The organism is Hanstruepera sp. CR43 (assembly GCF_055227665.1).
Genome location: NZ_CP200078.1, coordinates 3,145,201 through 3,169,530, shown reverse-complemented (window position 1 = coordinate 3,169,530; position 24,330 = coordinate 3,145,201). Strand labels below are relative to the sequence as shown.

21 protein-coding genes are annotated in these 24,330 nt (G+C 38.1%); 16 read left to right on the top strand and 5 right to left on the bottom strand.

Annotated features, from left to right (window positions below; translation table 11 throughout):
* Positions 1-86: 86 nt before the first annotated feature.
* A complete protein-coding gene (locus tag ACKXGU_RS14530) occupies positions 87-1,007 on the top strand; it encodes a hypothetical protein (RefSeq protein ID WP_463465985.1) in 921 nt (306 codons plus the stop codon).
* A 2-nt stretch (positions 1,008-1,009) separates the two neighbouring features.
* Here the strand turns inward: ACKXGU_RS14530 and ACKXGU_RS14525 are convergent, their stop codons facing one another.
* Together ACKXGU_RS14525 and ACKXGU_RS14520 are read right to left on the bottom strand one after the other, a co-directional pair.
* Complete coding sequence (locus tag ACKXGU_RS14525; RefSeq protein ID WP_463465984.1) at positions 1,010-1,552, bottom strand: Smr/MutS family protein; 543 nt, start codon at positions 1,550-1,552, stop codon at positions 1,010-1,012.
* A complete protein-coding gene (locus tag ACKXGU_RS14520; protein ID WP_463465983.1) occupies positions 1,549-1,746 on the bottom strand; it encodes a hypothetical protein in 198 nt (65 codons plus the stop codon). Before ACKXGU_RS14520 ends, ACKXGU_RS14525 begins: the two co-directional genes overlap by 4 nt.
* Positions 1,747-1,968: 222 nt before the next feature.
* Between ACKXGU_RS14520 and ACKXGU_RS14515 the strand changes: the two genes are divergently transcribed.
* Genes ACKXGU_RS14515 through ACKXGU_RS14505 form a run of 3 tightly spaced genes read left to right on the top strand, consistent with a single transcriptional unit; the run spans position 1,969 to position 4,449 of the window.
* A complete protein-coding gene (locus ACKXGU_RS14515) occupies positions 1,969-3,777 on the top strand; it encodes a T9SS type A sorting domain-containing protein (RefSeq protein ID WP_463465982.1) in 1,809 nt (602 codons plus the stop codon).
* Positions 3,778-3,830: 53 nt separating this feature from the next.
* Entirely contained in the window at positions 3,831-4,115 is a 285-nt protein-coding gene (locus ACKXGU_RS14510; protein WP_463465981.1) for a DUF2752 domain-containing protein, read from the top strand.
* Positions 4,116-4,119: 4 nt separating this feature from the next.
* On the top strand, positions 4,120-4,449 hold the full coding sequence (locus tag ACKXGU_RS14505) for a CCC motif membrane protein (protein WP_463465980.1): 330 nt from the start codon (positions 4,120-4,122) through the stop codon (positions 4,447-4,449).
* A gap of 67 nt (positions 4,450-4,516) precedes the next feature.
* Here the strand turns inward: ACKXGU_RS14505 and rocD are convergent, their stop codons facing one another.
* Positions 4,517-5,797 (bottom strand): ornithine--oxo-acid transaminase, encoded by a 1,281-nt coding sequence (rocD, locus tag ACKXGU_RS14500; protein ID WP_463465979.1) that lies wholly within the window; start codon positions 5,795-5,797, stop codon positions 4,517-4,519.
* Between the two features lie 182 nt (positions 5,798-5,979).
* On the opposite strand from rocD, the gene rlmD reads away from it, so the two are divergent.
* From rlmD to ACKXGU_RS14455, 9 genes are all read left to right on the top strand, one after another.
* Positions 5,980-7,389, top strand: coding sequence for a 23S rRNA (uracil(1939)-C(5))-methyltransferase RlmD (gene rlmD, locus ACKXGU_RS14495; protein ID WP_463465978.1), 1,410 nt, complete (start codon positions 5,980-5,982; stop codon positions 7,387-7,389).
* 4 nt (positions 7,390-7,393) lie between these two features.
* Complete coding sequence (locus tag ACKXGU_RS14490; RefSeq protein ID WP_463465977.1) at positions 7,394-7,933, top strand: DUF6452 family protein; 540 nt, start codon at positions 7,394-7,396, stop codon at positions 7,931-7,933.
* Positions 7,905-8,636 (top strand): DUF6048 family protein, encoded by a 732-nt coding sequence (locus tag ACKXGU_RS14485; protein ID WP_463465976.1) that lies wholly within the window; start codon positions 7,905-7,907, stop codon positions 8,634-8,636. Before ACKXGU_RS14490 ends, ACKXGU_RS14485 begins: the two co-directional genes overlap by 29 nt.
* 125 nt (positions 8,637-8,761) lie before the next feature.
* Positions 8,762-10,381: a T9SS type A sorting domain-containing protein gene (locus ACKXGU_RS14480; protein ID WP_463465975.1), complete on the top strand. Its 1,620-nt coding sequence runs from the start codon at positions 8,762-8,764 to the stop codon at positions 10,379-10,381.
* Between the two features lie 236 nt (positions 10,382-10,617).
* Positions 10,618-12,426 (top strand): serine hydrolase, encoded by a 1,809-nt coding sequence (locus ACKXGU_RS14475; RefSeq protein ID WP_463465974.1) that lies wholly within the window; start codon positions 10,618-10,620, stop codon positions 12,424-12,426.
* A 753-nt stretch (positions 12,427-13,179) separates the two neighbouring features.
* Complete coding sequence (locus ACKXGU_RS14470) at positions 13,180-14,439, top strand: serine hydrolase domain-containing protein (protein ID WP_463465973.1); 1,260 nt, start codon at positions 13,180-13,182, stop codon at positions 14,437-14,439.
* An 804-nt stretch (positions 14,440-15,243) separates the two neighbouring features.
* Entirely contained in the window at positions 15,244-15,759 is a 516-nt protein-coding gene (locus tag ACKXGU_RS14465) for a helix-turn-helix domain-containing protein (RefSeq protein WP_463465972.1), read from the top strand.
* Positions 15,760-15,764: 5 nt separating this feature from the next.
* Positions 15,765-16,796 (top strand): HNH endonuclease signature motif containing protein, encoded by a 1,032-nt coding sequence (locus tag ACKXGU_RS14460; protein ID WP_463465971.1) that lies wholly within the window; start codon positions 15,765-15,767, stop codon positions 16,794-16,796.
* Positions 16,797-17,101: 305 nt separating this feature from the next.
* Positions 17,102-18,850, top strand: coding sequence for a trypsin-like peptidase domain-containing protein (locus ACKXGU_RS14455; RefSeq protein ID WP_463465970.1), 1,749 nt, complete (start codon positions 17,102-17,104; stop codon positions 18,848-18,850).
* Between the two features lie 104 nt (positions 18,851-18,954).
* Here the strand turns inward: ACKXGU_RS14455 and ACKXGU_RS14450 are convergent, their stop codons facing one another.
* Positions 18,955-20,112 carry a THUMP domain-containing class I SAM-dependent RNA methyltransferase gene (locus ACKXGU_RS14450; RefSeq protein WP_463467445.1) on the bottom strand — a complete coding sequence of 386 codons (1,158 nt, stop codon included), beginning with the start codon at positions 20,110-20,112 and terminating at the stop codon, positions 18,955-18,957.
* A 93-nt stretch (positions 20,113-20,205) separates the two neighbouring features.
* Between ACKXGU_RS14450 and ACKXGU_RS14445 the strand changes: the two genes are divergently transcribed.
* Genes ACKXGU_RS14445 through ACKXGU_RS14435 form a run of 3 tightly spaced genes read left to right on the top strand, consistent with a single transcriptional unit; the run spans position 20,206 to position 22,043 of the window.
* Positions 20,206-20,937 carry a class I SAM-dependent methyltransferase gene (locus tag ACKXGU_RS14445; RefSeq protein WP_463467444.1) on the top strand — a complete coding sequence of 244 codons (732 nt, stop codon included), beginning with the start codon at positions 20,206-20,208 and terminating at the stop codon, positions 20,935-20,937.
* Positions 20,938-20,939: 2 nt separating this feature from the next.
* Positions 20,940-21,611: a ZIP family metal transporter gene (locus tag ACKXGU_RS14440; protein WP_463465969.1), complete on the top strand. Its 672-nt coding sequence runs from the start codon at positions 20,940-20,942 to the stop codon at positions 21,609-21,611.
* 3 nt (positions 21,612-21,614) lie between these two features.
* A complete protein-coding gene (locus ACKXGU_RS14435) occupies positions 21,615-22,043 on the top strand; it encodes a DUF4268 domain-containing protein (RefSeq protein WP_463465968.1) in 429 nt (142 codons plus the stop codon).
* Between the two features lie 529 nt (positions 22,044-22,572).
* On the opposite strand, the gene ACKXGU_RS14430 is transcribed toward ACKXGU_RS14435, so the two are convergent.
* Positions 22,573-24,285, bottom strand: coding sequence for an FG-GAP-like repeat-containing protein (locus tag ACKXGU_RS14430; protein WP_463465967.1), 1,713 nt, complete (start codon positions 24,283-24,285; stop codon positions 22,573-22,575).
* Positions 24,286-24,330 lie beyond the last annotated feature (45 nt).

Here is a 24,330-nt window from a genome sequence, read left to right as displayed (position 1 = left end):
TACTTGAAATAAAATTATTTATTGTAGGCCTCATTGTATATTTATCAAATCGTTTACTTTTGTAAGTATATAGAATTTTGAGCATCATGCGTAAATTATTGGCCCTTTTTCTTTTAATGATTTCTGTTTTATCTTGTGATGATGGTGACATAATTACGGTTGAATTTGATTTTGACGACACGTTTTCGGCTTGTGGCGAACTGGTTTTTTATCAACTTAAACAAAGTCCGTACGAATCCCTATCACTCAAAATTACCAGTCCGGCTACTACTCTGGAAGATTTGATTGAAGTCGATGAAAATGGCGAGCTTTTGTCAACTCAAGAAACATTTATTGTAAATGGTACATCCAATTTATTCAATTATCGCTCCTATAGTGGTGATCCCAGCAACTTCTTTTGCAATGATGTCCCGCCTTCGAATGTTCAAATTACTGAAGACATGAGCAGCACCTCGGGAACAGCGACAGTCAGTATTCTGTTGATTGAAGATGACAATGATGGGATTCCTGCCGAATTGGAAGATATTAATGGTAATGGCGATTTGACAGACGATGACACGGATGGCGATGGCATACCCAATTATATTGATGCGGATGACGATGGTGACAATGTGTTGACAGCTGTTGAGATTGATACTGATAATGCCGATGGCGATGATAATCCGCTGACCAACCCAAAAGACACGGATGCCGATGGCATTGCCAATCATTTAGATATGGATGACGATAACGATGGTGTTGATACAATTGATGAAGAAAACATTTCGGCAGACAACAATCCTGCTAATGATTTTACCGACCCAGCCATAGCAGATTATCTTAATCCAGATGTGTCCAGTGTTGTACCTGCTACTGCCTACAGAGCACATACCATTCAACAGAATTTTAGTGTCAACCTGATAATTGAAGATGTTTCCTTTTCAAGTATCAATCAGGATTTGTTTGATTTTGGAACCCTGGAAGATGCCAGACTAACATCCATAAGACTGGTCACTCCTGAATTTTAGTATTAGGGATTGACATTTTGATAAATGTATACTTCCGTTGCACCCAAACCATATTTTTGGTAATTGGCATCGTAATATTTGACATTGTTGTAGCGACCAAAAAGATATTCTAATTCGGCTCTTAAGACGCCTTCACCAACACCATGAATAAAAACCACTTTCTGAATGCGCTTATTGATAGCAAATTCTAATTGTCTTCTGGCCGTATCTATTTGCAAGGTTAGCATATCATGATTGCTCAAATGCTTCTTATCGGTTAACTGATGAATGTGCAAATCAACCTCCATGGTTGGCTCATAGCGTTCTTTGGCTTTAGTTTTCTTGGCATGCCTTTTTTTGGGCTCCTCTTTTTCATAGATGATATCCTTGGAAACTGTTGAAGATGCCTTTAAACTTTTCCCTATTACTATCAATTCAGATGCTAAAAAATCCAATTCAAAGCCATCATTGGTTTCTATGGTTATCTGGTTGCCCTGAATGGCAACCACCATACCCGAGATATCCTCGTCAATTACTGAAACCGATTGTCCAACTTCAAATTTCATGATTCGTCGTCAATATGCTCGTTTTCTTTATCGTTTTTGCTAGGTATGGTTCTCGCAATTCTGTAAACACCAAACATTAACATAGCTATACCCAAAATCAGAATAACAACTTGTTGTTTTTCAGTAGCCTGCGTATATATCGCAACAATGGCTCCAACAAAAATCAGAAAGTAATTAATAGCATTTTTGTTCATCAAACTTATATTTCAATGTGTTTTGCAAGTTGCAATATTTTAATGATGTTTTCAGACAAATATCAAAAATATTCTATTAAATTCTGATTGGAGATCCATATTACAAATACTGTGGGTTCGTAATTTGTCAATTTAAGTTTCAAATTCATCATTTAATCGATTTTAATTTAATAACAAAAAGTAATTTTAGTATATTTATAACTCATTATCAAATATTTAGAAATGAACAAAATAGCCTGTTTCCTTTTATTTATATGCATGCAAATGACGTTTGCGCAGCTGTCAGTTCGCAACAATGCTTATGTGTATGTGAATGATATGGCCTTATATGTTGAAGATGATGTGAATATTGAAGAAAATACCGCTTATATTTATTTGCGCAATGGTTCACAATTATTGCAAGGTTCTGGAACTACTGGGAATTCAGGTCAAGGTCGGTTAAGTGTTTTTCAAACAGGAACGTCCAATACGTACATGTACAATTATTGGTGCTCGCCAGTTGGTATTAATAGTGGTGTTGCTGGAAACACAGTTTTTACGCCCAACGTGAATTTCTTCTATGAAACAGCAGCACCCATTTCGAGTAGTCCCTTTGGATTTATTGCAGGTTATAATGGAACCACGACACAAATAGCCAATTACTGGTTATATACTTTTACTGGAACCACAGCACCTCCAAACGATTATCAGGACTGGGAAGGCCTGGGCGCTGGGCCAGGTAGCTTGGCCACTGGCGGATTAGCCAATGGTACCCTGGCTTCAGGTTATGGTTTTACCATGAAAGGGAATCCTAGTGGAGCTCAAAAATATGATTTTAGAGGTCGTCCAAACAATGGCACCATAACCACAACGCTTAATGCTGAAAGGGAGACTTTGGTAGGCAATCCGTATCCTTCAGCTATTGACGCCAGAGATTTTATTCACGATGCCAATAATGCCGCAATAATCGATAGTGGAACCTTGTCCTTCTGGGAGCAGGATCCCGCACAATCCACATCACATGCATTAGTAAACTATGTTGGCGGCTATGCAACTTATACTATTGATGCCACAGGAACTGTTGAAACGTTTACACCAGCTACTTTTGACACCTATAACGTCGATGGAACATTAAATACTACTGGTGGTGGAAGCACCAGCGCTAAAAATGTTTACAGATATATTCCAATTGGCCAAGGTTTTATGGTAAAAGGCAATAGTACAGGTGGCACACTGCGAACCACTAATGCCATGCGTGTATTTCAGAAAGAAGCACCCTTATTAAGTGAATTTTTTAGAACCGTGGATAATGCTAGAACGGAAACTGGCAATCACTACAATGAAGAAGGTTTATTCATTGTACCTGAAGACTTTAAGCGCTTTAGATTAAACATAGATTTTAACGATACCTACACAAGGCAGTTAACGCAAAACTTCCATCACACGGCAACTCCCGATGAAGACTATGGATTGGAAACCATAAGTCCTGCCAGACTGGATTCAGATATATACTGGCCTTTGAACAATAAAGCTTTTAATGCGCTGGCATTTAACTTTGATATCGATCTTCAAATTCCGTTGGTTTTAAATATTGACCAAGCGCAACTCATAAGATTTAGAATTTTTGACATCCAAAATTTTGATGAATCCCAGCCTATTTATATTCATGACATTGCTAATGATTTGTACGTGGATTTACGGACTCAAAACTATGAGCTCTATTTAGATGCAGGCAATTATACCAATCGCTTTGAAGTAACCTTTACATCCAACGCCTTGAGTACAGAGGATATATCGATTGATGATTTTATGGTTTATCAAAACAATAACCTGTCTGAACTCCATGTTCTTAATCCGAGTCAACGCGAACTTAAGAGTATTAATCTGTATGATGTCAACGGAAAACAGTTATTATCAAAAGTTGACTTACCGATAGCAACTAACTATAAATACCCTACAAAGCATTTAAGCGAAGGCGTTTATATCGTAAAAATAGCCTTTGAGTCTGGTCAGGATTTAAGCAAAAAAATAATTGTTTCGAATAAGCAGTAATCTTCGTTTTACTTTTTTTATTTTTAGATTGTTAAATAATAAAAATTAATGGAATGTCTTCAGTTGAAGATTACATGCTCCCCTGTCTGAATAAAAAACTCTTTGGTTTTGATTGTATGGGATGTGGGCTGCAACGTTCAGTGCTGTTAATTTCTCAAGGTGACTTTGTTGCTGCCTTTTACATGTATCCAGCCATTTATACTTTAATTCCGTTGTTTTTATTAATTGTGCTGAATCTTTTCTTGAAAACCAAACAATTAGGCAAAATCATTAACGTATTAGCAATTCTATCAATTGCCATTATCATTATAAGTTTCACTATTAAAATTTTAAACTAACACTATGGAAAAACAAAAACTCAACCCAACCCTTGTCTATGTATTAGCTATTATTGGATTATTATGCTGTTGCATTGGTGGTTCTGGATTTATATTAGCTGGTATCGCTTTCTTTATAGCACACAGTAAATTAAATCAGGTAAAAGCCAATCCCGAAGACTACGAATTAGCTAGTGTTAAAGCCATGAATACAGCTAAAATTGTGGCTTTAGTGATCCTAATCATAAACTTGCTTTACCTGGCCAGAACTATTTATGTCATTTCAACTGTTGGTTGGGATGAAATGATGGAGCAATCTCAAGAAATTATGGAGCAATGGCAACAGAGTCAATAGAACAAGATAATTTCAAATAATAAAGGCGACCAAATGGTCGCCTTTTATTTTTATATACTTCTACAATTTAATCTTCAAATTGTTTCAGGGTTTTTGTTATAATATCGACACAGTCCAGCAATTGCTCTTCGGTCATAACCAATGGCGGCGCAAATCGAATGATATTTCCATGAGTTGGTTTGGCCAATAAGCCATTATCACGTAAAGCCATGCAGATATTCCATGCGGTATCACTATCTTCATCATCGTTAATGACAATGGCATTCAATAAGCCTTTACCTCGAACTAAATTCACGATAGAACTTGATTCAATATACTTATTCATTTCACGTCTAAACAATTGCCCCAGCTTATAAGCATTTTCAGCTAGGTTTTCATCTCTAATCACTTCCAGTGCAGCAATGGCGACTGCCGCTGCCACTGGGTTACCACCAAAGGTACTGCCGTGGTTACCTGGCTTGATGACATCCATGATGTTATTATTTGCCAACACAGCCGAAACCGGATAAGCACCACCTGAAAGTGCCTTACCAAGAATTAATACATCTGGTTTGACCTCTGGTGATTCAGAACAATTCTTATTAGCACAGTTGCAATTACCACAAGTTGCCAGTAATCTACCCGTTCTGGCAATACCCGTTTGAACCTCATCAGCAATAAACAGGACATTATATTTTTCACATAACGCTTTTGCTTCAGCTAAATAATTCTCTCCTGGAACATACACACCAGCCTCACCCTGTATAGGCTCTACCATAAAACCAGCAACATTCGGATTGTTTTTAAGCACGGCTTCCAATGCACTCACATCATCATACGGTATTTTAATGAATCCTTTGGTGTATGGTCCAAAGTGCTCTCTGGCTATAGGATCGTTTGAGAATGAGATAATGGTCGTGGTACGTCCATGAAAATTGTTTTCACAAACAATAATATCAGCCTCATTTTCATCGATACCCTTAACTTCATACGCCCATTTTCTACACAATTTTAAAGCCGTTTCAACAGCTTCAGCTCCAGTATTCATTGGTAATAACTTATCGAATCCAAAAAACTCGCAAGCAAATTTTTCGTATTTCCCAAGCATATCATTGTAAAATGCTCGTGATGTCAAGGTCAGGGTTTGCGCCTGACTCGTCATGGCACCGACAATTTTTGGATGACAATGCCCCTGATTCACTGCAGAATAGGCCGAAAGAAAATCGTAATACTGTTTTCCTTCAACATCCCAAACGTGTACACCTTCTCCTCTGCTCAGTACTACCGGTAGTGGATGGTAATTGTGTGCGCCATACTTGTTTTCTAAATCTATCGCCTGTTGCGAATTTAATTGGTCTAAAACAGCCATTTTAATTTGTTTTAAATTAATAAATAACCATTCCTTATCTACCTTTATCCTTTCGAAAAGATTCGAAAATTCAGCGTGGGAAAGAAATCATCCCTAGGGCTTGCAAAATACTAAATATTGGCAGTTTCTTAAAATATTTATCACCTGTTTTTTGCTATCAAAAAAGAAACTACTTTTGCAGCATGTCCAGAAGAAACAAAAAACAAGTTTTCACAAACGTCGAAGTGATTGATGCAGGAGCCAAAGGCAAAACAGTTGCCAAGGCACCAGATGGCAAGGTCATTTTCTTACCCAATGCTGTACCTGGTGATGTGGTTGATGTGCAGACCTTCAAAAAACGTAAGGCCTATTACGAAGGGAAAGCTATACATTTTCACAAGCTATCAGACAAACGGACTACACCGGTCTGTGAGCATTTTGGAACCTGTGGTGGTTGCAAATGGCAAGATATGGCCTATCAATACCAATTGTTATTTAAGGAGAAGGAAGTCATCAACAACCTGACGAGACTAGGACATATTGACCTGCCCGAAACCACGCCAATTCTAGGTTCGGAAAAACAGTATTTCTACCGTAACAAAATGGAGTTTTCCTTTAGTGACAGTCGCTGGCTAACACCAGAGGAAATTCAGTCAGGTGATGATTTAGGCGATAAAAATGCCCTGGGATTCCATATTCCCGGTATGTGGGACAAAATATTGGATGTTAAAACATGTCATTTACAGGCTGATCCTTCCAATGACATTCGGAATGCAGTGAAACAATTTGCCATTGATAATGACATGGAATTCTTCAATACCCGAAACCAAACAGGATTCTTGCGTACCATGATGATTCGTACGTCCAGTACAGGTGATATTATGGTATTGATTCAATTCTTTAGGAACGATAAAACCAAACGTGAACTTCTACTCGACTATCTGGGAGAAACTTTTCCGGAAATTACCTCTTTACAATATGTGGTTAATGAAAAGGCCAATGATACCATTTACGACCAGGAAGTCATTTGCTATAAAGGGGACGACCATATTTTTGAGGAAATGGAAGGCTTACGCTTTAAAATAAATGCCAAGTCCTTTTATCAGACCAATTCGGCGCAAGCCTATGAATTATATAAAATCACGAGAGATTTTGCTGGGTTGACTGGCAATGAACTCGTTTACGATTTATACACAGGCACCGGAACCATCGCCCAGTTTGTATCTAAACAAGCTGGAAAAGTAATAGGTGTTGAAGCTGTTCCGGACGCCATTACGGCAGCTAAAGAAAATGCTCAACGTAACAACATCACAAACTGTGAGTTTTATGTAGGTGACATGAAGAATGTGTTCAATGAAGCCTTTATTAACTTACATGGCAAACCGGATGTGATTATTACCGATCCACCACGTGATGGCATGCACAAGGATGTTGTTAATCAAATATTAAACATTGCCCCAGAAAAAATAGTTTATGTAAGTTGCAACAGCGCCACACAAGCACGCGATTTAGCGCTTATGGATCATGTATATCAAGTTACGAAGGTTCAGCCTGTGGATATGTTTCCACAAACGCATCATGTTGAAAATGTTGTACTTTTGGAAAGACGTTAATTTTATGAAAAGAAACCTCCTATTACTTTTAGTCACTTTCAGTCTCGTATTGGGTTGCGAACGCGATGATATTTGCGATAGCGACAATACCACACCAAGACTCTATTTGGCGTTTTACAATATTGAAAATCCGGAAGAATTAAATCCTAAAAATGTAGTTAAGTTCCGAGTGCAAGGTGTTGGTAATGACGTAACTTTACCCGATTTAGACGGAACAAAAACGCGACAAGAAATACTGCTACCTTTAAAAACAACTGAAAACATAACGGAATATAAACTCCATAAAAACTACAGCTATAATGATAATGGGACGCCTAATGATACCAGTGATGATATCATAGGTGGTAACGAAGACATTGTAACCATTGAATACACTACCGAAGCAGTTTATGTATCTCGCGCTTGTGGTTTCAAAACCGTATTCAAGAACGTGAGGATTACCGTTGCCGATGATGGCGACCGCTGGATACAAAACTACCTTTCCGTAAATGATAACCAAATAGTAGAAAACGAAAATGCACCACACTTTATCTTGTTTCATTAAAATATTGGTATTTAGCTGTATGGTTGTTTCGGTGTCTTTTGCCCAAACAGACAGTATTCCTGATAATACCAAATTAACCGACTCGGTGAAGTTCAAGCAAAAGTATGGTCTGCGTATTGGTGGCGATATTAGCAAACTCGTACGATCCTTTATTGATGATGACTACACGGGTTTTGAGATTAATGGTGATTACAGACTCACCAAAAGATGGTACATAGCTGGTGAAATTGGTGCTGAAGAACGTACCACCGATACCGATTTTTTGAATGCTACTGCCAAGGGCACCTATTTTAAAGCTGGTGCCGATTACAACGCCTACGAAAACTGGTATGGCATGGAAAACATGATTTACGGTGGTTTGCGTGTGGGTGTGAGTTCCTTCAGTCAAACGCTCAATAGCTACGGTGTGTATTCCGATAACCAATATTGGTCACCGCAATTCGCCACGAACGAATCGATTGAATACAAAGGCTTAAGTGCCATTTGGGCTGAAGTTATAACTGGTATTAAGGTTGAAGTACTAAACAATCTGTATTTGGGTGCCAATATCCAGTTTAAATATATGGTTACGCAGGACCAACCCAATAACTTTGAAAATCTCTACGTGCCTGGGTATAACAAAACCTACGATAGCGGCAACTTTGGTTTTGGTTATGGTTATAATATTTCTTACTTGATTCCGCTTTATAAAAAGGCTAAATAGCACCTGAACTTCCATTTCTTTAAAAGATTCCATTTACTTCAAATAAAATGGAGGCTGTGTAATATTTGTTACCAAAAAAGATGGCTTTAGGTAGTAATTTTACGCTATTAATTAAAACGACTACCATGCATCTATTCAGATATTTAGGTTTAGCCTTACTAGTGTTCGTTACCCAGATGGGTTACTCGCAGGAACATCCTTTTGAGATTACTTTAGAACCCGTTTCCATTACCAATTTAGGCGGTATTCAATCTTTTGCTTATGGTCAGCATGACGGCAAATGGCTCATTGTTGGCGGCCGTTTAGACGGTCTGCACCGCAGACAGCCTTGGGCCGCTTTTGACGTGGCCGGTCATAACAACCAGCTTATTGTTGTCGATCCGGTTGCGGAGCAAAAATGGTCTGCACCGCTGACGAGTTTACCAACTGGTATTCAAGAGCAGTTATGCGCAACCAATATGGAGTTTTACCAGCAAGGGGATTATCTCTATTGTTTTGGTGGTTACGGCTACAGCAATACCGAAGCCGACCATACCACCTACCCGAACCTGACAGCCATTCATGTACCAAATGTGATTAACGCGATAATTAATAACACCTCTTTAACCCCACACTTCAGACAAATAACCGATACCGAATTTCAGGTAACGGGTGGTCGTATCCAAAAGATTGGTGACACCTTCTATTTGCTAGGCGGTCAAAAGTTTATTGGTCGTTATAACCCGATGGGTCCCGATCATGGTCCTGGTTTTATACAGGAATACACCAACGCTATTAGAAAGTTCCAACTGGCTGATAATGGCACCACCATAACCGTTACCCATTTAACACCGCATGAGGATGCCGCGAACCTGCATAGACGTGATTATAATGCCGAAGTGCAAATACTACCTAATGGCGAAGAAGGCATTACCATGTTCTCGGGTGTGTTTCAGGAAGCGGTGGATTTACCTTTCTTAAACTCTGTGACGGTGGATGCCACTGGTTATACGGTTAATAATGTGTTTGAACAGCATTACAACCATTACCACTGTGCGGTGTTACCACTCTACTCTGAAACCGAAAACGATATGCACACGGTGTTTTTTGGTGGTATGGCACAGTTTTACGATGATAATGGCACCATGGTACAGGATGATAACGTGCCTTTTGTAAATACCATTGCCCGCGTAACTCGCAATGCTGATGGTGATATGACCGAATACAAACTCCCTGTGGAGATGCCAGGTTTGTTGGGCTCTGGAGCCGAGTTTATACCGAATACCAGTTTCCCGCAGTTTAGTAATGGGGTTTTCAAATATGATGATCTCACAGAAGATTACATGCTCATTGGCTACATATTTGGAGGTATTAACAGTACCCAGCCCAATATATTCTTTATAAACGATGGCACCCAAAGTGATGCCAGTAATACGATTTATAAAGTGCTGATTAAGAAAACCAATGCCTTATCTGTAGATGAGTTTAATACCAACAGCGCGAATGCCTTAAACTTAAGCATCTACCCCAACCCAAGCGATGGCAGTGTGCACATGGCCTTTACCATGCGTGAGACTGGTGATATGAGTATCTCGATTTATGATATTAAAGGCGCGCTGATTGAACAAGCCATGTTGAAAGATCTGGCCACTGGTGAACATACCTATACGAAGGATTTAAGCTACTTGGGGAATAACCAGGTGTATTTGATTATTTTGGAAACCGATACGGATAAGGTCACCCAAAAGCTGATATTGAAGAAATAGTGTATTAATAACATTTTAAAACCCAAGGCTTCCTTGGGTTTTTTTATGCTTTTATTTTGAGAGCTTAAGTAGACCTTACCGAGTTGTGTACCAAAAACTACGTACCCATACGTATTGAATTTATAGTTTTAAAAAGGTATCTTGCTTGCTTGGGTCGACATCGTTTTAGTTTGATGGTTAATCATCTCTGAAATGAATTTATTGCTCCAACCTATTAGTTAATTAAAATAGACATCATGAAAAATAGAATCCTGATTGTATTGATAAGTTGGTTTATCTCCTTGAATTATTCCAATGCCCAGCAAATTCAGTTGGACTCACTGGATACATTCATCCATAAACTCATGGGCGATTTTGATGTACCTGGACTTTCCGTAGGAATCGTGAGAAACGATTCTGTTATCTATTTAAAAGGATTCGGAACCAGAGACATCAAGACAGATGATACTGTAGATGACAACACACTTTTCGCCATAGGGTCCATTTCGAAATCGTTTACTGCCCTAACCCTGGGAATACTTGTAGACGAAGGTAAAATTTCATGGGATGACAAAGTAGTCTCCTACCTGCCTTACTTTGAAATGTATGACCCCTATGTAACGGCAAATTTCACCATACGGGATTTGCTGACCCATAGAAGTGGCCTCAAAGAAGTGAGTGGCGGCACGCTCTGGTATCATTCTGATTTATCCAGAGAGGATATTATAAAAGGCTTTAAGCATTTAGAGCCTGTATCCGGTTTTCGGGACAAACCTGCCTATCAAAATATCATGTATATGGCCGCAGGTGAGATTGTCAAAGAAGTTACCGGACAGGATTGGGATCACTTTCTAAAAGAACGGGTGTTCGATAAACTGGGTATGAACCATAGTACCTCCATATCATCGGTAAGGGAATCTAATACAAATCTGGCGCAACCTCATATTTGGAGTGAGCAATTTGAAAAAGTGTCTATCAAGCAAGAGAAAATGGATAATTTGGCTGCAGCAGGTTCCATATATTCTTCAGCTAATGAGATGACAAATTATATGAGGCTTTTGCTCAATGATGGTGTCTTCAAGGGAGATGCCCTAGTTAGTAAAGCTGTTGTTAACGAGATTTTTACGCCTCAAATAATCTATCCTATAAGAAACCCGCCGTTTGGTAATGAATTCACATCTTATGGTTTTGGCTGGTGGCTGACTCCTATAGATGGCCATAAGGTTATTGAGCACAGTGGCGGTGTGGATGGCATGTCGGCTAATCTGGTAATGATTAAAGATATGCATACAGGGTTTGTGATACTTACCAATGATTCTGAAGAACCTGCCGCATTTTTATTAAGCGCGAAATTAATGGAAATGCTCTTTAATGATGCCACCTTTGATATTTACAATAGCATTAAAGTCATTCGAGACAAACGTTTGGATGGTTCAAAAAACGCATCTGTTCAAAAGAAAAAAATTGCTGGTACCCAGCCATCTTTAGACACCGAAATGTATGCTGGTGTATATAGAGACGAGATGTACGGAACCATTACCATTAAAGAACTTGAAAACCAAGAGTTCGAGCTTTCGTTTACGCATTCCAATATTTTTAAAGGCAAACTGAAACATTGGCATTACGATACTTACCAAATTGACTGGTATGATATACGGGTTCCCAATGGATACCTGACCTTTAATTTTAATTCTGACCGAACGATTACTGGGTTTGATATTGATCAGGATAATTTACTGGATGTTGACTTTGGTGAATTAACCATTAAACGATTACCAGAAGATAATGAGATGAAATCTATTACCGTTGCTGACACCCTACTCCAAAGTTATGTAGGTCAATATGAATTATCACCTGAAATGATTATTACTGTCAGTAAAACAGATAGCCAATTAAGAATTCAAGTAACGGGGCAATCGGACATATTGATTTTCCCAACTTCCAATAATACCTTCAAATTACAAGATCGTGAAGCGCAGTTAGTTTTTAATACGAATGCTAAAGGTAAGATTGAAAGTCTGACGATTCTTCAAGAGGGTCAGCAGTTCCTTTGCCCGAGAATATAGAACTAAAAACGCTAGACTTAGTAGGTCGTTTGTTTCCTGATTCGCAGGAATTGGGGTTTAGGGTTCTCGATACATTCCGACGCTGCGGTCGGAACACTCGAACTGACGCGGGTTGTGATATTTAACTAACTTGTCATTCCGCACTTGATGCGGAATCCATTTGTATTTGTTGCATTTATTTGGATCCTGAATCAAGTTCAGGATGACAGACTGGTGGACATGGGTTTGGCTTGGTGTTTTGTAGGAATTTTCGATAGCAAACACTAACTAAATACCAAGTAAATACCAACTAACTACAACGGAGATACGGAGGAAATATTAGAATACCTTTTTGTTTATTGCTTTCTGTTCTCTATCTTTTTTGCATTGCCCAAAAAAGAAACAAAAAAGGCTAGACTTACTAAATCTTGTCTAAATAGTCCAACGCATCCTAAACCTTCTGACCTTTTCAGCTTGCGCTGAATTCGAACAAGCAGAAGCTTTTTTACGGATTCTTATGGACAATTCTTAACGACCAGATTTAGTAGGTCGCTTTTTTCCTGCTGCGCAGGAATTGGGATTATGTTATCTTGTCATCATGAATGGACGTTGAGGCTCTCGAAACGTGTTTATGGATTTGAAATAGTTTATCTTAGTGGGAGCTGCGATTTCTGCTTGGAATGCGTTTCAATACCAAAGATGATAAGCAAGCTGTTAAATAAAGCTGTAACAATCCTGTTATTTTCTTGTCATTACTGTAAACCAAAAGACTAAATGAGCAGATTCCCTTTTATCGTATTGATCGTATTGGCGTTTTCTTCGTGTCATGAAAACAAAAAGCAACCAGATATTTCAATCAATCATAACCAAATGGTACTGGATTCCTTAACAGCGGCATTAGATTCCATTCAGAAAAATGGGCAAATCAATGGCTTTGGCGTTGCGATGGTCAATGAACAGGGTATACTCTATTCCAAAGGTTTTGGATTGGCCAATCGGGAGACGAAAGAGCCCTATACTGAACACACCATACAACATATTGCTTCGGTTTCTAAAACCTTAATTGGTATTGCTTTAATGAAAGCCAAAGAATTAGGGAAACTCCATTTAGATGATCCCGTTCAGGACTATTTGCCTTTTCAGGTCATCAACCCCAACTATCCTAATGACACCATTACCATCAGACACCTGGCTACCCATACTTCCGGAATTAATGATACGGAGCAGTACATGAATCGCGCTTGGATCCTTGCAAAAAACCAAGACTTAACCAACGTCAGCACCGATTACCCAGCGCAACAATTAAACCCTGCGGAACGTGATATTCCCATGGAAGCCTATTTAAAAGGTTATTTAGAAGTTCATGGTGCCTATTATCAAGATGATAATTATATCAATTACCAACCAGGAGCCCATTATAATTATTCAAACATCGGTGCTACCCTATGTGCATTAGTTATTGAAAAAGCAACCGGTCAGGCATTTGATGCTTTTACCGAAGCCCATATCTTAAAGCCATTGGGTATGGTTGCCACAGGCTGGTCTTTAGCAGCTGTGGATATTAGCAAGCATTCCCGATTGTACAGAAATGACCATACCCTCTTACCTTTTTATACGGCCATTACCTATCCGGATGGTATGTTGATTTCATCGAGTAGCGATATGGCCAAATACCTGGCTGAATTGGTTAAAGGGTACACGGGTACGGGTACTTTACTTTCAAAAGGCAGTTACCAGGAACTCTTTACGGAACAATTGGATGCCTCTCACTTTGAATCGCGTAATGCCAGTAATCCCTATAATGGAGACTATAGTCCTGCCCTGTTTATCGGGCATAGTGCCAAGGGTTATATTGGGCATTCTGGCGGTGATGCGGGTGTTGGCACCTGGATGTATTTTGACAAGGTGAACAAAACGGGGCGTTATATTGTTATCAATACGGATATGGGCAATGATGAACGCGCGAAAGAATTGGAGTATTATGCTATTTGGGATATGATGAATGCTTATTTTGATAAGCTTCATCAAGAGTAAGCAGCAATTTTTTTACGGATTCTTACTGACTATGCTTAATGACTAGATTAATAGGCCTTTTGCCTCCTAATACGCAGGAATTGGGTTTAAATTAACTTGTCATCCTGAACTTGATTCAGGATCTACTTCCTTACTTACGCTTTTTGGATTCCGCATCAAGTGCGGAATGACAAACTGGTGGACATGGGTTTGGCGTGGTGTTTTGTAGGAGTTTTCGATAGCTGACCCGAAGGAGACCGCAAGGAGCACCCGAGGGAACCCGAAGCAGCTCTATGGGAAACCTATTTAAACAACCTGTCATCCTGAACTTGATTCAGGATCTAATGACCTTATTTACATTTACTGGATTCCTGCCTACGCAGGAATGACAAAGGGTTTGGCGTGGTGTTTTGTAGGCGTTTTCGATAGCTGACCCGAAGGAAACCCGAAGGAGACCGCAAGGAGCACCCGAGGGAACCCGAAGTAGCTCTATGGGAAACCTATTTAAAACCTGTTTTTTGTAGGAATTTTCACGGGTTGACCTGAAGGAGACCTTAAGGAGACCTTAAGGAAACCTGACGCAGACCTTAAACAGCTATGAGCCAATAACTACGTACCCATACGTATTGAATTTGTGGTTTTGAACACTACATTCTCCTATCGGATGATAACATTAATTTACCTAAAATCATATTTTAAACTTTTTACAAAATTGTTATTATCTAATTTCTTTAATTGGCATATTTGCCAATTGATAATAATTTCTTTATATTTGTTTTATAAACTAAAAAGTGGCGGCAACACGGTAAATGCGGCGATAATATTATGAATAAAGTAAATAAAGAGTTTTTCGCAAACGAAGAAGAATTTTTAGCATTTGAGTTTAAATCTAAAGCAAGAATCATTGACGATAAAATTGTAGAGGTCATTGCTCCAGATGAAGAAGTTTTTTCTGTATTGGTCTCTACGGGAAAATATTTAGATGAAAATTATCGAAATTATGAATTACATGTTATAGAATGGATTTTTGACTTAAGTTTCTCTGAAGACAAGGAATTAATGACCCAAAAAATTTGGAATGGTTTAATATTTAATGGTGTTTCCTTCATGGGTATGAGTTCAGGTAACAGACAAGGAGAAAGAACTCGAATTGGAGCTAAAATTCGACAAATTCGTGAAGAGAAGGGTATAGAAGCAAAAGACCTAGCAAAGTTAACAAATATTGATGCAGCCAATTTAAGTCGTATTGAAAAAGGTAAATATTCCGTTGGACTAGATATACTTTCAAAACTAGCATCTGCATTGGGATACCAAATAGACATCGTACCAAATAAAATGTAAATATTATGGAAAATTTACTAGAGGGTTTTAATGGTGTTAATGAATGTAATTGCATTTATAAAAACGAACACTATACTGTTCGAGATAATGGTTCAATTTTCAGACATAGAAACACAAACAAAAGAAAAAGACCATTAGACGAAAAATGGAGTTATGGAACTCTTGATAAACAATATGGCTACATGAACTTTTCTTCGGAAAAAGTTCATAAAATTGTTGCAACCGCATTTCATGGAAAGCAACCATCAGATAAACATGTTGTAGACCATATAGACACCAATAGAAGAAATAATAGACCTGAAAATTTAAGATGGATAACGAGATTAGAAAACATACTACTAAATCCAATATCTCTATCCAAGATAGTCTACAAGTATGGCAGTATAGAAAATTTTCTTGCAAATCCATCAAAACCATTGGATGGAGAACTTGATCAAAACTTTGATTGGATGCGAGCAGTCACAAAAGAGGAATCTGACAATACAAGAAAGAATTTATTAAGTTGGGCTAAGGCGGGTAAGATTCCAAAAGGAGGACAATTAGGAGAATGGATATTTAAACAAACAAAATATCAAGAACCCTCTACTCCAATTCTTAATTACATTTTGTCTAAAACGCCGAATGCTGGACAGCGCATCGTTTTTCACAATGACAAACCAAACGAATTCCCTTGTACGCCTCAAACTATCGATAGTAATCCGTTGAAAACATATAATAAGAATTTGAATGAAGGAGCGATTTTTTTTCGAAACCACAATGGAGAATATGTCGTTGTAAATAGTGGTTTTTCTACGGACAGGCAATCGATTTTCGTGTTAACAAGAGCTAATTATGTCTATAGAGAGAATGAAGATGGAGAACATAATCCTGTTCCCATTTCCGAAATTCAAGAAGTAGTTTCTGTAAAACAATTACCTCATGCGCTTACTAAAGTAACCTATGAAGATGATTTGTTTATTCATTCAAAAGTAGAAACTGGTTTCCATCCACGTGAGGAACTCGAACAAATATTTGCAGAATATACACAAAGTAAATAACTTATTTGCTCGGTCTTTCCCCATCCCTACATAAACTTTATTTATATAGAATTTTAACAGGTTGACCTGAAGGATACCTTAATAAGACCTTAAGGAAACCTTAATAAGACCTGACGCAGACCTGAAGCAGCTATGAGCCAAAAATACGTGCTAGTACGTCTTGAGTTTATGGATATAAATAATTAACTTGCTTACCTAGGTGGAAACCTTTCATTAGTTATTACTATAATTAACAGGCTATAATTCTAGTCAGATTATTAAAATCAATAATTTCCTAAAAGTTGGGGAAATGTAAATAAATAAAAATGAAAAAAAGAAACTTGATACTGATTGTTGGACTTTTTATTACCCAACTATCTTTTACTCAAACACAGCTAAAATTTTATTATGATTCTGAATGGAAGGGTACCTCAAAGAGCGATGCCGAATTTTATCGCATTTTTTCAACTAATGAAAATGGTGAGCCTGTAGGCAAAGTCATGGATTATTTTATGTCTGGTGAGTTACAATCTGAAATAGATGGAGCAACTTACATCGATAAGTACGATGATTCGAAATCAAAGTTTACTGGATTCAGTAAAGGTTATTTTAAATCTGGAAATAAGGAATTTGAAGTCTTACACGATGATAATGGAAATACCTTAACTCATAAAATTTGGTTTGAAAATGGTAATATCAGATTAGAAGCATCATATAAAAACGGAGATTATGACGGTTTATATAAGACATATTACGAAACAGGCAAACTTTATCGTCAATTCTTATTCAAAAATGGTGAATTAGACGGCAAATTTTTCATAGAATGTGATGAGTTCAACAAGTGTCAAAATATCTTTTATGAATCTTTCACTTCTAAAGAAAACACTAATGATTGGCCATTAATCCAAAATGGAAAAGAATTTAAAAGTAATATAATCGAAGATGAAGGACTTTTAATGGAAACAAAGAATGAAACAGGTTTTAAACAAACATTGAGCATTCCGTTAAATTTAACAGACAACTTCTCAATAGAAACAATAATTGATTTTAAATCAGGTGATAAAAATAATGGTCATGGTTTAATTTGGGGGTTTAAGGATTGGGATAACTACTATTATTTTTATATAAGTGCTAATGGTTATTATAGAATTGGGGCAAGAACAGAAGGAATTAACCTTGAAATAGCAGAATGGACAAAAAGTGATAAAATAAACGAAAATTACAATCGAAACCAGCTAAAGGTTTTAAGAATTGCAGATAAATTCTACTATTCAATAAACGGAAACCTGATTGAATCTTCCGATTTCTATGCTTTTAGAGGTAATAATATTGGGTTTTCAATTTTATCAGGTAAAAAAGAAGTTTTATTTGAAAACTTAATTGTTAAACAAGATGTTAGTGAGTTATCAAATGATATAGTTAATCAAAGTTCATCTTGGAAAGGAAATGGGACAGGTTTTTTTATAGACAAAAAAGGATATATAGCAACAAACTATCACGTTGTTGAAGAAGCAACTGAAATTGAGGTTGAATTTGTACGAAATGGTACAAAACAAACATTTCTTGCAGAAATTATTCAATCAGATAGACAAAATGATATTTCGATACTAAAAATCAAATCATCTGACTTCGATCCTTTTTTAAATTTACCTTATAATTTTAAGACAAATATTTCAGATGTTGGCATCAATGTTTTTGCTCTTGGTTACCCTTTAGCACTTTCTTTAATGGGATCTGAAATTAAATTTACAGATGGTAAAATAAGTTCAAAAACAGGAATCAAAGGCGATATAACGTCTTATCAAATTTCGGTACCAATTCAACCTGGAAACAGTGGCGGACCTCTTTTTGATTATGATGGTAATTTAATTGGGATTACATCTTCTGGTGTAAATAGAAAACTTGATATTACTGAAAATGTGAATTATGCAATTAAGTCTAGTTATTTAAAAAACCTAATTGATGTCCTAGATTATAAATTAACTTTACCAAATAATACTTCTATTTCTAATATGACATTGACAGAAAAAATAAAAATATTATCAGATTACGTTGTGCTAATTAAAATAAAATAATAACCACATTAGAACCTATATATGATTATATGCTGTCAATTATACACAAAATAGTTAGTGATTAAAAGGTAACTTCCCTTTTATGTACAAACCCCATAAGTAACCTAATCATTAAACTTCGCCTTTTTACTGCCTTCGTACATGACGTATTTTACCAAGCGGGATTCCAGTTTGGCATTAAACAGATGGATTTTTCGAGAGGGTCGTAAACCCACATGTTTTAGGGCATCCAGATTGGAGGTAATAAACCAGGCATCGGTACCTGGGTAGCCTTGTTTGAGGGTATCGCCAATGTTGGCATAGAACTGTTCCATATCAATATTCAAGCGCTCACCATAGGGTGGGTTAAACAGCATGTGCAGCTTCCCCTCGCCTGCTTTCTGGGTTTTAAAGAAGTCTTCGTGCTGGATGGTGATAAACTCGTCTAAATGCGCATTCTTGATATTGGCTTTGGCCTTGGCAACCGCAGATGGTGACTTGTCGTAGCCAATCATTTTATGATGGAAATCGCGGGTTTTCTTTAACAGGGATTCTTCAATGGTTTCAAACAAATCGACATCCCAGTCCTGCCAGCGTTCAAAGGCAAACTCCTTACGCATGAGGTTTGGTGGAATGTTACAGGCTATCATAGCGGCTTCGGCCAAAATGGTGCCACTACCACACATGGGGTCCATAAAATCGCACTGGCCATCCCAACCGGAAAGCATGACCATACCGGCTGCCAGGACTTCGTTAATGGGTGCAATATTGGTGGCGGTTTTATAGCCACGCTTGTGCAGGGACTCGCCAGAGGTATCCAGGGAAATGGTACACTGTTGCCGGTCTATATGCACATTGATTTTTAAATCGGGGAAACGCAGGTCGATATTAGGGCGTTCCTTGGTGGTATCGCGAAACTTATCGACAATGGCATCCTTGGTTTTTAGGGCAATATATTTGGAGTGGGTAAACAGTTTGGAATGTACAGTAGCATCAACCGCCAAAGAACCTGTGGGTTTCAGATATGGGGACCAGTCTATGTTATAGACTTTTTTATAGAGGTCTTCCTCGTTTTTCACCCAAAAGGATTCTATGGGCTTGAGGATTTTAATGGCGGTACGCAGGCCTAAATTGGCTTTGTACATAAAGCCCTTATCACCTACAAAACTCACGTTACGGACACCTTTTTGGATATCCATAGCGCCCAGTTGCCGTAATTCCTTTTCCAGTAATTCTTCAAAACCATATAAGGTTTTGGCCACCATTTTAAAATTATTCTCCATCACTCCTATTAAATAGATTGCAAAAATACAGTATTTTTGTGGCATGATTGGGGAATCGGAACTTAAAAGATTCCTAGTTTCATGGGAATTATTATGACAAAAGACACGACAGCTTGGTTTGCCTCTTGGTTTGACACACCGTTTTACCACATTCTTTATAAGGATCGGGATTATGATGAAGCCCAGCTGTTTATGGATAACCTGACTAATTACCTGAACCTGCCCGAGCATGGTACCATATTGGATCTGGCCTGTGGGAAAGGGCGGCATTCGGTGTATTTAAACTCTTTGGGTTATGATGTGACGGGTGCCGATCTGTCGGAAAACAGTATTGCCTACGCCAAGCAGTTTGAGAATGACAGTCTGCACTTTCAGGTACATGATATGTGTCAACCGTTTGGGAAGCATTTTGATGCGGTGTTTAATCTGTTTACCAGTTTTGGGTATTTTGAGCATGAAGCCGATAACCTGAAAACCATACAGGCCATTCAAGCCGATTTAAACGAAACTGGATTTGGGGTGATTGATTTTATGAACTCCGAATATGTCATGAACCATTTAGTGCCTGTGGAGACCAAAACGGTGGAAGGCATTACCTTTGAATTGAAGCGCTACCATGAGGACGGTTACATTGTTAAGGATATTGCGTTTACACACGAGGATGAAACCTATCATTATCAGGAACGGGTGCGTGCCTTTACCCTAGCCGATTTTGAGGCCTTGTTTGAAAAAGCGGGTGTGTATTTACTGGATGTTTTTGGTGATTATAAATTGCGTAAGTTTGATGCCAAGACTTCCGAACGTCTGATTATGATTTTTAAATAACGATGCTGAATTATATACTTCCCATCCTATCGGTTTTAGTCGGTTTTTTAATCGTGCTTATTTTAAAGCCTTCGCAAATCAAGCATTTAAAACTGCTGCTGGCCTTTAGTGGGGCTTTTTTATTATCGATTACGGTTTTTAGTTTTTTACCGAAAGTGTATGAGCAGCAGGATGCTAACGTGGGTATCTTTATTATGGTGGGTATTCTCATTCAGATTATTCTGGAGTTTTTCTCCAAAGGTGCCGAACATGGGCATATGCATCTGGATAAGAGTAAAACGCTATTCCCCTGGGTGTTGTTTATCAGTTTGAGTATTCACGCCATTTTGGAAGGGGTTCCTATTGAAGCGCATGAGAATCTGGTCTATGGCATTATTGTGCACAAACTGCCTGTGGCGATTATTCTGGCAACCTTCTTTATGGAGTCGCAGTTATCGAAAGTCAAGATTGCCCTGTTTTTAATCTTGTTTGCCTTAATGACACCACTGGGTGTGTATCTCTCGGATTCTATTGGGTTTATTAAAAGCTATTACAATGAAATTTCGGCCATTGTGATTGGTATCTTTTTACATATTTCCACCACCATTCTCTTTGAAAGCAACGAAGGGCATAAGTTTAATCTGACCAAGATTTTAACTATTATAACCGCTATTGTTATTGCCTATTTTATCTAGTCTATGTTCAGTAAGGAAGAAAGCCGACAATTACGTGAAACATTTTGGATTAGTTTTGGGAAATCCTTCCCCAGAAAGTGGCTGCTCTATAATACCAAAATAAAGGGTTTTAGTTTTAAGTTTCATTTTGATACGAAACAGGCGTTGGTGTCCTTGGATGTGGAAAGTGATCTGGAAAACCGTATTAATTACTGGGAGAAGTTAGTCGCGCTTAAAAGTATTCTTCAGGATGAGTATCTGCCTGAAGCTATTTATGAAGAAACCTTTTATTTGGATAATGGTAAGGAAATATCACGTATTTATATGCCGTTGGAAGCTAAAGTGAGTATTCATAATAAGAATAGCTGGCAGGAAGTGATGGTGTTTTTTAATGAGAAAATGAGTTTGTTTGAGGCGTTTTTTGGGGAGTATGAGGATGTGATAAAGAGTTAGTTTTTTTATTGATACTTTTCCGACACTCGAGTTTGGAATATTCGAACTGATGTGTGGCTTTTAATGTTCTTTTATAAGCACACAAAAGAACCAAAAGGTGCTTTTGCTATCGTAGGTATTTTTTCGATAAACCGAAAAACCAAGCATCCATACCTAAATTTTCTCCAAGGCTTCAAAAATTATTAACGGTATGTATGCTTATATACTGACGATAGCATGGATTTAGTCTAGATGGAATACCTAGATAGGTTGATTTATATTAATAATGCATACTGATCTAGATTTGGTAGGTCATTCTGTTTCTGCTGCGCAGGAATAGGGTTTTAACATACTTGTCATTGACTTCGCCGAATCTTGTCATTCCGCACTTGATGCGGAATCCATTTGTGTTAGTTGCATTTATTTGGATCCTGAATCAAGTTCAGGATGACAAACCGATGGATATGGCTTTAGCGTTTTGGGTTCTCGATACTAATTCCACTCATTTCAATCGTGAAATTCACTCGAACTGACGCTATAATATAAATACTTATTTTTTGATAAGCTTCCTGGTGACTGTTTGCCCGTTATTTGCGGAAATTTTGACCAGATACATACCTGATGGTAAAGCAGACACATCGAGTTGGTTGTTAGCCTGACCCGAAACATGGGTGGTCATCATGCGTTTTCCAAGAATGGTATAAATCTCAACTGTGGCATCATCTTTTAGAGTTACTACCAAGTTGTCATTCACTGGGTTTGGGTATAATGTGATGTTTTGCAAGTCGAATTCTGAAACGCTTAATGCTGGGAAGGTACCTTCTACCAAATCGATTTTTTGATTGACAGGCACGTCATATAGGATATCCACAATACCGCTTAACCAGGTCACTTTGATATAGTCGACCACCGTGTGAGTTCCGGTACCAATGATTTTTGTTGCGGAGTTCTGCGATAAATAGCCCTCGCCACAATGGGTGTAGGCATATTGTTTTTCACCATTGACGGATACTTCAATAACAGATCCAATACCATCACGATTACTAACCGTTCCTTCCAATTCCAGCTTGACCCAGTTATTGGTTTGCGGTGTGGTATTCTTCCAGAAAAAGATATCCTGATCAAAACTATTGGTGACAATCAAATCTGGATAGCCATCATTATCCACATCGCCTACTGCTGAGCTGTAAGCTGCCCGATTATCATCTGGGAAGCACTCGTTACTCAAGTTGAAGGTTTCATCGTCGTTATTGGTATAAAATGCTGCCAGTAAAAAATTGGTCTGGCTGGCATCAAACTCACCACAAACATAGAGGTCCTGATCCATATCATTTTCGGCATCCATAAAGGAAGCGCCCCAGCTAACACTATTGAAAACTGTGCCTGATGACACCGCAATATCTGTAAAGGTTTCATTGCCATTATTTTTAAACAGGACATTACCGATCGGTCCGTTGGTGATGTAAATATCAAACCAGCCATCGCTGTTAAAATCGGCCACCGTAACCGTCATGGCATCAATAGTGACATCGGTTCCTGAAGATACACTGATATCGGAGAATGTGCCATCGCCATTGTTTTTATACAGAATATTTGGGTTTAGAGGTCTATCGTTGGAAATGTAAATATCCTGAAAGCCATCGTTGTTTATATCAATAAAGGCACTGCAAAACGAACCATGACCCGAAGCTGAAATACCGGCTTCCAGACTGACATCGGTAAAGGTACCATCGCCATTATTTCGATATAAAATATTGTTGTGAAGGGCTGTTCTGTTAGACACGAAAATATCCAAATAACCATCATTATTATAATCGCCCCAGGAGGCACCATAGGAGAATTCATTGGTGGTGTCTATACCACTACTAACAGAAACATCTACAAAAGTCATACTCCCCGTGTTTTCAAAAAGTCTGTTGCCTTCGTAATCACTGGTGACAAACAAATCCTTATCGCCATCATTATCATAATCGACCCAGTTAACCTGTTTGGTCTGATACTCAAAATAAGGAATGTTCGGGAATATCTCCGTAAAGGTCCCGTTATTGTTCTTAAAGAATCGGATTTCCTGACCAAACTCGGTGTTCAAGGTTAAATCGTCCCAACCATCATTATCGAAATCGTAAAACGATACGCCATTACCTAAATAGGTGGTTCCGCAGGACAGTTGAATACCCAAATCGGATGCCTGATCTTCAAAACTGATTTGTGCCTGTATAGCACCACTCAAAAAAACAAGTAAAAGGAGGCTGTATTGTTTCATAAATTTTTAATTTACCGAAAATTAAAATTGTCTAACACAAAGATA

Excerpts from the sequence above, each read along its gene's own strand:
- ACKXGU_RS14530 (WP_463465985.1), top strand. The coding sequence starts at position 87 with ATGCGTAAATTATTGGCCCTTTTTCTTTTAATGATTTCTGTTTTATCT.
- ACKXGU_RS14525 (WP_463465984.1), bottom strand. The coding sequence starts at position 1,552 with ATGAAATTTGAAGTTGGACAATCGGTTTCAGTAATTGACGAGGATATC.
- ACKXGU_RS14520 (WP_463465983.1), bottom strand. The coding sequence starts at position 1,746 with ATGAACAAAAATGCTATTAATTACTTTCTGATTTTTGTTGGAGCCATT.
- ACKXGU_RS14515 (WP_463465982.1), top strand. The coding sequence starts at position 1,969 with ATGAACAAAATAGCCTGTTTCCTTTTATTTATATGCATGCAAATGACG.
- ACKXGU_RS14510 (WP_463465981.1), top strand. The coding sequence starts at position 3,831 with ATGTCTTCAGTTGAAGATTACATGCTCCCCTGTCTGAATAAAAAACTC.
- ACKXGU_RS14505 (WP_463465980.1), top strand. The coding sequence starts at position 4,120 with ATGGAAAAACAAAAACTCAACCCAACCCTTGTCTATGTATTAGCTATT.
- rocD (WP_463465979.1), bottom strand. The coding sequence starts at position 5,797 with ATGGCTGTTTTAGACCAATTAAATTCGCAACAGGCGATAGATTTAGAA.
- rlmD (WP_463465978.1), top strand. The coding sequence starts at position 5,980 with ATGTCCAGAAGAAACAAAAAACAAGTTTTCACAAACGTCGAAGTGATT.
- ACKXGU_RS14490 (WP_463465977.1), top strand. The coding sequence starts at position 7,394 with ATGAAAAGAAACCTCCTATTACTTTTAGTCACTTTCAGTCTCGTATTG.
- ACKXGU_RS14485 (WP_463465976.1), top strand. The coding sequence starts at position 7,905 with ATGCACCACACTTTATCTTGTTTCATTAAAATATTGGTATTTAGCTGT.
- ACKXGU_RS14480 (WP_463465975.1), top strand. The coding sequence starts at position 8,762 with ATGCATCTATTCAGATATTTAGGTTTAGCCTTACTAGTGTTCGTTACC.
- ACKXGU_RS14475 (WP_463465974.1), top strand. The coding sequence starts at position 10,618 with ATGAAAAATAGAATCCTGATTGTATTGATAAGTTGGTTTATCTCCTTG.
- ACKXGU_RS14470 (WP_463465973.1), top strand. The coding sequence starts at position 13,180 with ATGAGCAGATTCCCTTTTATCGTATTGATCGTATTGGCGTTTTCTTCG.
- ACKXGU_RS14465 (WP_463465972.1), top strand. The coding sequence starts at position 15,244 with ATGAATAAAGTAAATAAAGAGTTTTTCGCAAACGAAGAAGAATTTTTA.
- ACKXGU_RS14460 (WP_463465971.1), top strand. The coding sequence starts at position 15,765 with ATGGAAAATTTACTAGAGGGTTTTAATGGTGTTAATGAATGTAATTGC.
- ACKXGU_RS14455 (WP_463465970.1), top strand. The coding sequence starts at position 17,102 with ATGAAAAAAAGAAACTTGATACTGATTGTTGGACTTTTTATTACCCAA.
- ACKXGU_RS14450 (WP_463467445.1), bottom strand. The coding sequence starts at position 20,112 with ATGGAGAATAATTTTAAAATGGTGGCCAAAACCTTATATGGTTTTGAA.
- ACKXGU_RS14445 (WP_463467444.1), top strand. The coding sequence starts at position 20,206 with ATGACAAAAGACACGACAGCTTGGTTTGCCTCTTGGTTTGACACACCG.
- ACKXGU_RS14440 (WP_463465969.1), top strand. The coding sequence starts at position 20,940 with ATGCTGAATTATATACTTCCCATCCTATCGGTTTTAGTCGGTTTTTTA.
- ACKXGU_RS14435 (WP_463465968.1), top strand. The coding sequence starts at position 21,615 with ATGTTCAGTAAGGAAGAAAGCCGACAATTACGTGAAACATTTTGGATT.
- ACKXGU_RS14430 (WP_463465967.1), bottom strand. The coding sequence starts at position 24,285 with ATGAAACAATACAGCCTCCTTTTACTTGTTTTTTTGAGTGGTGCTATA.